Source organism: Pseudochrobactrum kiredjianiae, from assembly GCF_030362795.1.
Taxonomy (GTDB): Bacteria; Pseudomonadota; Alphaproteobacteria; order Rhizobiales; family Rhizobiaceae; genus Pseudochrobactrum; species Pseudochrobactrum kiredjianiae.
In genome coordinates, this window is the sequence record NZ_JAUCBM010000031.1 from 1 (window position 1) to 9,568 (window position 9,568).

Sequence of the window (9,568 nt, forward strand, 5' to 3'; positions counted from 1 at the left end):
ATGCCCATATTGGGACGTTCATTGTTGTAAGTCCATAACCAATCTGTCGCGAAGGCTTGCGCTTCTTCAATTGTCTCAATGATATATTGGTCTAGCCATTCGTGCCTGACAGTCCGGTTATAGCGTTCAATATAGGCATTTTGCTGAGGCTGTCCTGGTTGAATATACAAGATGGTAATAGAGTGTTTTTCAGCCCACCCCAGAAGTTTACCACTGATATATTCCGGGCCATTATCAACGCGTATAGTCTCTGGCTTGCCGCGCCATTCGATGATCTGGTTCAAACTTCGAATAACCCGTTCTGTTGGCAAAGAGAAATCCACCTCAATGCCTAAGCCTTCACGGTTAAAATCATCCAGTACATTCAATAGCCGGAATGACCGGCCGTCTGCCAACTGATCTGCCATGAAATCCATCGACCAGACCAAATTAGGTTTTGTTGGAACTACCAGAGCATCAGGTTTATCCCTTTTAAGGCGTTTTCGGGGCTTAATTCGAAGGTTCAGCTCCAACTCACAATAAATACGATAAACCCTCTTGTGGTTCCAGCCATAGCCTTTGACATTACGAAGATAAAGAAAGCACAATCCAAAACCCCATGTCTTTTTAGCTGCCGTTAGTCCAATCAGAAGATCTGCAATTTCTTCATTCTCATGACGAAGAAGAGGGCTATAGCGATAACAGGTCTCGCTTACTTCAAAAGCTCGGCATGCACACGCAATACTGACATCAGGCCGTTTCGCAGCTATCACGGCCATATCTCGACGCTCCGAGCGCCCCGTTACTTTTTTCCAAGAGCTTCTTTCAGTAAGTCATTTTGCATGCTCAGGTCAGCAAACATTCTCTTTAGCCGACGGTTTTCATCCTCGATAGATTTCATCTGGCTGACCATCGAGGCATCCATGCCGCCATATTTCGAGCGCCATTTATAAAATGCTGAATTGCTCATGCCGTGTTCGCGGCAAAGCTCAGGAACAGACACACCACCCTCAGCTTGGCGTAAGATTGCAAGGATTTGTGGATCGGTAAATCTAGTCGTTTTCATAAAAATCTCCTCGTTTATTAAACAGAGAAAATTCCACTTTCAAACACCTTTAATTAAAGGGGGGATTACCGAGACAATTGCTAGAGAATACCGAGGCAAACTAAAAACGGCCTCACATGGAGAGGCATGACGGGTAAAAATAGGGGTAGTGCCGCTACAGCCCGAAGGTGGTTTTATATCTTCTTAGTTGGAATCGCCACTTCGCTCAGAAAGGGCACTTTAATAGAAGGATTTCGTAATAAAGATACAGGACAAAGGCCGATCCACAAAGCTTTATGGTACAAAGATCGCTTTTTTTACCCGCAGCTCGCCAAATTTTCCGAGTAAAACTACCACCAGGGAATCTGTTTTTTACATAAAATACTAGTTCACTGAAATATATGTATCGGAAAGATTAATAATGAAAGAATTCCATTGTTGTTTTTGATATGTGGTACATAACGTAGCGAGTAGCCCCCCTGATTTGTCCACACTCTTGTTCCCTAAAAAAGAGGCAAGGAGCTTACGATGGGTTAGGGTAATTTCACTAACGACTTAAAACTCGATACGATTAAAAAGATCAATGAGCGTGGCTATTCCGTAACAGATGTTTCACGTCCCATGGGTATAGCACAACATTCACTTTATAGATGGAGGAAGCGCTACAACGCTCCTGCAAAATCACAACCTTGAGCATATATGAGCCATCGTTTAAATTGTCAGGATAGCGCTGTCCCAGAGAGCTTTTTTATCTGTGGAGGTGGGGACGAACTCGTCGCAAAGCATACAGAACCCGAACAGAAGCAAGGCACAACGTGTTCGACTATATTGAAGGTTTATACTCCGCAACGCAAGCATGTTAGAAAAGTATGGTGTCACCGCTAGACTTTGAGCGAAAAAATAATTTAATGCCCAAGAGGGTCTAATAAAGTCGGGGCTATTTAATCCATTCTGTTCGTTTCATCGAAGAGTCAAACCTTTTCACACATTCTTGAGATAAACGAGTTATAGGCATTTAAGCATTCTCAATGCCCTTGTCATTGTCTGCAGCATCACATCATAAAGGTATGTTCATGAAAACAATCAACCATTCCAGTGGTAGTCGAAATCTCTTCGGTCTTGAACCGAGTGTATTAGTAGGACTGGCTGTGGCGTTGATTTTTTTCTTGATCAGCAGCTTAGTAAGCTATGTCAACTTTCAGGGAATACGGGTCGCCAATCAGAAGGTGGTTGCAACCCATCAGGCTATTGTCGCGCTGGATAGGCTTCTTTCACAGCTTCAGGATGCCGAAACCGGGCAACGCGGGTATTTGTTAACAGGCGAAGATAGTTATCTCGCACCTTATCGATCTGCTAAAGGGGCGATTAAAAATGAAATTCTCAAAGTCGATGAGAGAATCAAAGACAACACTGGCCAAAGCGATCGGCTCGCGCAATTAAAACAGCATGTTGATGCTAAGCTTGACGAAATGGCAGAGACAATTGAATTGCGAAACAGCCATGGAGTTAATGCCGCTGTAGATCTTGTTCGCTCTGATAGGGGCAAATTGGAAATGGATGCGATCCGTGACAGCATTAACACAATGGCACAGGTCGAAAACGAAATACGAGTCGTTCGTTTATCTGAAATGGAGCAGGCTCAAAAACAAGCACTCATAAGCACTATTCTTGCTGCGGCTTTGGGTGTGATATTTACTTTAGTAATTGGATATCTGGTCCGCAAAAATGCATTGAGAAGGACGCGCGATGAATGGCTGCAAACGGGAGAAATTGGCCTAGCTTCCGCGATGATCGGTGATCAGCGCATTGGTGAGCTTGGTGAAGGTATTCTTGATTATCTGTCGGAATATACTGGGGCGGTTGCGGGTGCCTTTTTTAGCGGTTCACGCGATTACTATCGTCGGTCGGCGGCGTACGGCATACCTGATCAAAAATCAGTACCAACTGAATTTTCCAATCGGGAGGGACTGCTTGGACAGGCAACAGCCAAAGGCAGTCTCGTAATTCTCGATGACGTTCCTGATGGCTATCTCTCATTTGGTTCAGCACTTGGGCGGGACAAGCCTAAGCACCTTATTATTCTCCCATGTTCGATAGATGGCTCCGTCAACTCGGTTATTGAGCTTGGATATTTGCGCCGGGTAGACGAAAAAGCGGTTGCGCTACTAAAGCGTGCTGCGGAAGCAATTGCGCTTACTGTGCAGGCGGTGACATATCGTGCGGAATTACAGAACCTTTTGGAGGAAACACAGCAGCAATCTGAGGAATTGCAGGCTCAGGGTGAAGAACTGCGTGTTTCCAATGAGGAATTGGAAGAACAAAGTCGGGTGCTGAGAGAATCTCAGTCGCGTCTTGAACAACAGCAGGTCGAGTTAGAGCAAACTAACAGCCAGCTGGAAGAGCAGGCAAACAAACTCGAAATTCAGCGTGCGGACTTGGAGAAGGCCCATGCTGCGGTGGAGTTTAAAGCCCAAGAGTTGGAGCGTTCAAGCAAGTACAAATCTGATTTTTTGGCAAACATGTCGCACGAGCTGCGTACGCCTCTTAATTCTTCGCTCATTTTGGCAAAGCTCCTGGCTGATAACCCAGATGAAAATCTAACTCAAGAACAGGTCAAGTTTGCGCGTACAATTCAATCAGCAGGTAATGACCTTCTTAACCTAATCAATGATATTCTTGATCTATCAAAAATAGAAGCCGGTCATGTAGAAATTCACCCTGAAGTGACGCCCATCGGACGTCTTTCGGGTCGACTTAAACAGCTTTTCCTTCCGCTTGCGGATCAAAAAAATATCGATTTTGACATCAATGTTGCAGATGGGTTGCCGAAAGCGTTTGAGACAGATCCTCAGAGATTGGAGCAAGTCCTCAAAAATTTGATTTCCAACGCTATTAAGTTTACAGATCGCGGAAAGGTTTCGCTGTCTATTCGGCCAGCAGCAAACGAAAACATCGTGTTTTCAGTGACTGATACAGGAATCGGTATATCCACAGATCAATTCAAAAGCATTTTCGAAGCTTTCCACCAAGCCGATAGCACAATAAGCCGCAGATACGGTGGAACAGGTCTTGGCCTCTCTATCTCACGTCAACTTGTACGTCTGCTCGGAGGTAAGATCAGCGTTGAAAGTAAGCCTGGACAAGGCAGCAGTTTTACGGTCACGCTGCCACTGAAATATATGTCAGACATCAGCAATGTAACTGCGGTCCCTTTTTTTGTCGCCAATGATGATGAAGTCAAACAAACAGTGGTCCGTGGTCAACCCGCATTGCAAATCCTTCGACAACTTGAAGATGACAGGGACGCACTTAACGGAGAAAAACGTGTTCTCCTTGTGATCGAGGATGACGATAGTTTTGCGGAAATCGTCCGAGACTTGTCACGCGAAATGGGGTTTCATACGGTTATAGCGAGAACTGCTGAAGAAGCCGTGCGTGTTTCACGCGAGTTTATGCCAAATGCGATTGTGCTCGATGTCGGTCTGCCAGATCAGTCTGGCTTGTCGGTTCTCGATCGTCTTAAGAGCGACGTTCGCACGCGTCATATACCGATACACGTTATATCTGCTGGTGATCATTCGCTAACGGCTTTCTCCCTCGGCGCTATCGGCTACCTATCTAAGCCAGCCAATCGCGACCAGCTAGTCGCTGTTATCAATAAGCTCGACGCGCGCCTTTCGCAGCGCATGCACACAGTATTAATCGTTGAAGATGACGAGCGCCAGCGAGAGGCCATTGCCAAACTTCTTGGCTCAAATGAAGTTAAGACGGTCACTGCTGGCAATGCTGCGGAGTGCCTTGATCTTCTGCGCAACCAGACCTTCGATTGTATGGTTCTCGACCTTTCTCTCCCGGATGCATCGGGGTTTTCTTTGCTGGAAACGCTGAGCACTGAAAGTGCATATTCGTTCCCGCCGGTAATCGTTTATACTGGTCGGGAACTATCTGCAGAAAGCGAGCAAAAATTGCGTCGTTATTCCAAATCGATCATTATCAAAGGCGCGAAGTCACCTGAACGACTCTTGGATGAAGTCAGTCTTTTTCTCCATAAGATTATTTCCGAATTGCCAGCAGAACAGCAAAAAATGATCCGCAAGGCTCGCCATCGTGATGCGCTGCTTGAGGGGCGACGCATACTCGTTGTGGAGGATGACATTCGTAACGTATACGCGCTGACTAATATACTTGAACCTCGTGGGGCACAGGTGATTATCGCTCGCAATGGACGAGAAGCATTGGAAATATTGGAACGTTCTAATCAAAAAACAGATGAAAGAATTGATCTCGTACTGATGGACGTGATGATGCCAGTCATGGATGGGCTGACAGCAACGCAGGAAATTCGTAAGAACCCTGAATGGAAAAAATTGCCAATAATTACCCTCACAGCAAAAGCTATGCCGGATGACCAGCAGCGCTGTATAGAAGCGGGTGCTAATGACTATATGGCGAAACCGCTTGATGTTGATAAACTGCTATCGCTTGTTCGTGTTTGGATGCCTAAATGACACCAATAACACATATGGATTCCGCCGAAGAAATTGAGATAAGATTGCTGCTGGAAGCGCTGTTTTTGCGTTATCATTATGATTTCCGTAATTACGCGATGAGCTCGATCAAACGCCGTTTAAGACAGGCACGCCAACAATTAGAGTTTGCAAGTTTTTCAGCTATGCAGGATCGACTTTTACACGATCCCAATATGTTGCCTCAACTATTGCGCTATCTAACAGTGCAGGTCAGCGATATGTTTCGTGACCCAGATTATTTCCGGGCAATTCGCGAGCATGTTGTGCCGCATTTGCGTACATATCCTTCACTTAAAGTCTGGATCGCAGGGTGCAGCAGCGGCGAAGAGCTTTACTCGATGGTGATCCTTTTTCGCGAAGAAGGTCTTGAGGAGCGAACGCTTTTTTATGCGACGGACATTAATCAGGAAGCATTGCAAGCAGCAGAGGCCGGCGTCTTTGCACTTGATCGGGTGCCCACCTTCACGACAAACCATCGGCAATCAGGTGGGAAAACGTCCTTATCTGATTATTATCAGGCCGCTTATGGTCGTGTTTCCTTTGATAAATCGCTTCGGCGAAATGTTGTTTTTTCGGACCACAGCTTGGTAACTGATGCAGTTTTTGGTGAGATGCATCTCATTTCCTGCCGCAATGTGCTAATTTACTTTGATCAAGACCTCAAAGATCGCGTGCTGGGCTTGTTCAATAATTCGCTTGCTCGCCGTGGCTTTTTGGGATTAGGCGCCAAAGAGAGTGTGCGCTTTTCAAAACATGCAACTACTTTTACTGATTTCGTGCAGGCAGAAAAAATCTACCAAAAGGTCTCACTATGATGCCGCCAACTATGCAGGCTGTCGTAATAGGCGCATCTGCGGGGGCATTTGATGCGCTGTCTTCAATCTTGCCCTCTTTACCCATAGGATTTCGCTTGCCAGTCATGGTTGTTGTCCATTTACCTCCGGACAAAAGAAGTCTCATAGCGGAGCTTTTCAGGCAGAAATGCCTGTTAGCTGTGGAAGAAGTTGAAGATAAAGAGCCTATCGTCCGCGGAACGATCTACTTTGCTCCACCAGATTATCATTTGCTTGTTGAACGGGGAGGAACCTTGTCCTTATCGAAGGACGATCCTGTTCTTTTTTCAAGACCTTCAATAGACGTTTTGTTTGAAAGTGCTTCGGACATATTTGGCGCTGGCTTAATTGCTGTGGTTCTAACAGGTGCTAACGAAGACGGCGCAAAAGGGCTGCGAAGTGTTGAAGTCGCGGGCGGAACGACCATCATACAAGATCCTAAAACGGCCTTTGTTCCAACAATGCCAGAAGCAGCTCTGCGAAGTTGCCCAGGTGCTAGAATTTTAACACTTGAAGCGATATCGCTGTATTTGAGAGAGGTTTAAGTCAACACATGAAACCTGTATCATTTCTCCTCGTTGACGATCTTGAGGAAAATCTCATCGCATTGGAGGCTCTCCTTAGACATGAGGGACTGCAAATTCTCAAAGCAACTTCTGGAGATCAGGCGCTCGAATTGCTCCTTCAACACGAAGTTGCGCTGGCTCTTGTTGATGTGCAGATGCCAGGACTTGACGGCTTTCAGCTTGCTGAGTTGATGCGCGGAAACGAGCGCACACGTCATGTTCCGATAATTTTTGTGACAGCGGGTGGGTGTGGACAGCGTCGCTTTCAAGGTTATGAGGCAGGCGCCGTTGATTTCATTCAGAAACCAATCGAACCAGATATTCTGCGCAGTAAGGCAGATGTTTTTTTTGAATTGTACCGGCAGCGTCAACAGCTCGCAGCACAACGCGATGAATTGGCAATTCAGGCCGACGCACTGCGAGAAGCGGCACGTCAAAAAGACATTCTTCTGCGCGAAATCAATCATCGTATCAAGAACCTGTTTAGTTTGACATCTGGATTGATATCGCTGAGCGCGCGCGCTGCAACGAGTGTCGAAGAGTTGGTATCAGATCTCAGATCGCGGATGCAAGCCCTTGCTAGTGCTCATGAACTTACTCTGCCTGATCTGAGCACCAATGCTATTACCAGTCGCTCCACATCGGTCGTCGCGCTGATTAAAGCAGTCATTGCGCCGCACACAAATGGGCAAAAATCAGCGGTTGAAATTACTGGCATCGATATACAACTTAGAGGGAACGCCCTTACTTCCTTTGCCCTATTACTCCATGAGCTCACGACAAATTCAGCCAAATATGGTGCGCTTTCCTCGCCGGAAGGTCAACTTGCAATCAACATTGTCAGTGATGAAGAATTGCTACAGCTCCACTGGAGGGAAAGCGGCGTAACAATGTTATGTAAAACCTCAGAACGACAAGGGTTTGGTGCAACCCTTGAGAAGGCGACTTTACAGGGGCTCAATGGAGTTATCTCGCGTGAATGGCGGCCAAATGGTTTGTCTCTGCTGCTTAAGATACCTTCTAGTAATTTGCTCGCAGATATCAGCGAGATCTAAAAGTTCTCACGCGTGTATTTTAAAAGGCAGATATTCGTCTGCGGGATGGATATCTGTTCATTTCTACGCAGTAGGGTAAGGGATGTTGCAATTAAACCTTGTCGGGTTAATTCCATGGTAACAGCTGGTTGATCGGGTGTGTCGAAAATTTTTCAAAATTGCTGAGTTATATGCCTGTCATTGTGAATAATTGAGTGAGGTGGAAGGGGATGACGGTCAATTTCAAGGGAACTCATTTCCCTAAAAGTGTCATTTTGCACGCGGTCTTCTTTTACGGGCGCTACCCCGTCTCCTATCGTGACCTTCAGGAAATTCTACCGAACGTGGCGTATGCGTTGTTTATACAACATTGAACCGATGGGTTGTTCGGTATTCACCTCAAATGGCTGTGTTGCAAAGTTTTCACATCTGTTGAGCTATGTCACAGTCAGTGCGTGTAATTGAGTGGTAATCCCCCCTTTAATTAAAGGTGTTTGAAAGTGGAATTTTCTCTGTTTAATAAACGAGGAGATTTTTATGAAAACGACTAGATTTACCGATCCACAAATCCTTGCAATCTTACGCCAAGCTGAGGGTGGTGTGTCTGTTCCTGAGCTTTGCCGCGAACACGGCATGAGCAATTCAGCATTTTATAAATGGCGCTCGAAATATGGCGGCATGGATGCCTCGATGGTCAGCCAGATGAAATCTATCGAGGATGAAAACCGTCGGCTAAAGAGAATGTTTGCTGACCTGAGCATGCAAAATGACTTACTGAAAGAAGCTCTTGGAAAAAAGTAACGGGGCGCTCGGAGCGTCGAGATATGGCCGTGATAGCTGCGAAACGGCCTGATGTCAGTATTGCGTGTGCATGCCGAGCTTTTGAAGTAAGCGAGACCTGTTATCGCTATAGCCCTCTTCTTCGTCATGAGAATGAAGAAATTGCAGATCTTCTGATTGGACTAACGGCAGCTAAAAAGACATGGGGTTTTGGATTGTGCTTTCTTTATCTTCGTAATGTCAAAGGCTATGGCTGGAACCACAAGAGGGTTTATCGTATTTATTGTGAGTTGGAGCTGAACCTTCGAATTAAGCCCCGAAAACGCCTTAAAAGGGATAAACCTGATGCTCTGGTAGTTCCAACAAAACCTAATTTGGTCTGGTCGATGGATTTCATGGCAGATCAGTTGGCAGACGGCCGGTCATTCCGGCTATTGAATGTACTGGATGATTTTAACCGTGAAGGCTTAGGCATTGAGGTGGATTTCTCTTTGCCAACAGAACGGGTTATTCGAAGTTTGAACCAGATCATCGAATGGCGCGGCAAGCCAGAGACTATACGCGTTGATAATGGCCCGGAATATATCAGTGGTAAACTTCTGGGGTGGGCTGAAAAACACTCTATTACCATCTTGTATATTCAACCAGGACAGCCTCAGCAAAATGCCTATATTGAACGCTATAACCGGACTGTCAGGCACGAATGGCTAGACCAATATATCATTGAGACAATTGAAGAAGCGCAAGCCTTCGCGACAGATTGGTTATGGACTTACAACAATGAACGTCCCAATATGGGCAT

6 protein-coding genes and 2 pseudogenes are annotated in these 9,568 nt (G+C 45.9%); 7 read left to right on the forward strand and 1 reads right to left on the reverse strand.

Annotated features, from left to right (window positions below):
- A protein-coding gene (locus QUF18_RS19965) for an IS3 family transposase (RefSeq protein ID WP_289388842.1) occupies positions 1-1,045 on the reverse strand; the annotation gives its coding sequence in 2 pieces (ribosomal slippage) (positions 1-784 and positions 784-1,045; 1,046 coding nt annotated over the 2 pieces). This gene is flagged as partial in the annotation.
- A 534-nt stretch (positions 1,046-1,579) separates the two neighbouring features.
- On the opposite strand from QUF18_RS19965, the pseudogene QUF18_RS20440 reads away from it, so the two are divergent.
- The 7 genes and pseudogenes from QUF18_RS20440 to QUF18_RS19995 form a co-directional block, all read left to right on the forward strand.
- Positions 1,580-1,717 (forward strand): annotated as a pseudogene (locus QUF18_RS20440) (transposase); the annotation flags it as partial.
- A 380-nt stretch (positions 1,718-2,097) separates the two neighbouring features.
- Positions 2,098-5,532 carry a response regulator gene (locus QUF18_RS19970; protein WP_289389012.1) on the forward strand — a complete coding sequence of 1,145 codons (3,435 nt, stop codon included), beginning with the start codon at positions 2,098-2,100 and terminating at the stop codon, positions 5,530-5,532.
- A complete protein-coding gene (locus tag QUF18_RS19975; RefSeq protein WP_289389013.1) occupies positions 5,529-6,368 on the forward strand; it encodes a CheR family methyltransferase in 840 nt (279 codons plus the stop codon). Before QUF18_RS19970 ends, QUF18_RS19975 begins: the two co-directional genes overlap by 4 nt.
- Positions 6,365-6,931 carry a chemotaxis protein CheB gene (locus QUF18_RS19980; protein ID WP_289389014.1) on the forward strand — a complete coding sequence of 189 codons (567 nt, stop codon included), beginning with the start codon at positions 6,365-6,367 and terminating at the stop codon, positions 6,929-6,931. Before QUF18_RS19975 ends, QUF18_RS19980 begins: the two co-directional genes overlap by 4 nt.
- Positions 6,932-6,939: 8 nt before the next feature.
- Positions 6,940-8,007: a response regulator gene (locus QUF18_RS19985; protein WP_289389015.1), complete on the forward strand. Its 1,068-nt coding sequence runs from the start codon at positions 6,940-6,942 to the stop codon at positions 8,005-8,007.
- A gap of 209 nt (positions 8,008-8,216) precedes the next feature.
- A pseudogene (locus QUF18_RS19990) lies at positions 8,217-8,395 on the forward strand (IS6 family transposase); the annotation flags it as partial.
- Between the two features lie 128 nt (positions 8,396-8,523).
- A protein-coding gene (locus tag QUF18_RS19995) for an IS3 family transposase (RefSeq protein ID WP_289388842.1) occupies positions 8,524-9,568 on the forward strand; the annotation gives its coding sequence in 2 pieces (ribosomal slippage) (positions 8,524-8,785 and positions 8,785-9,568; 1,046 coding nt annotated over the 2 pieces). This gene is flagged as partial in the annotation.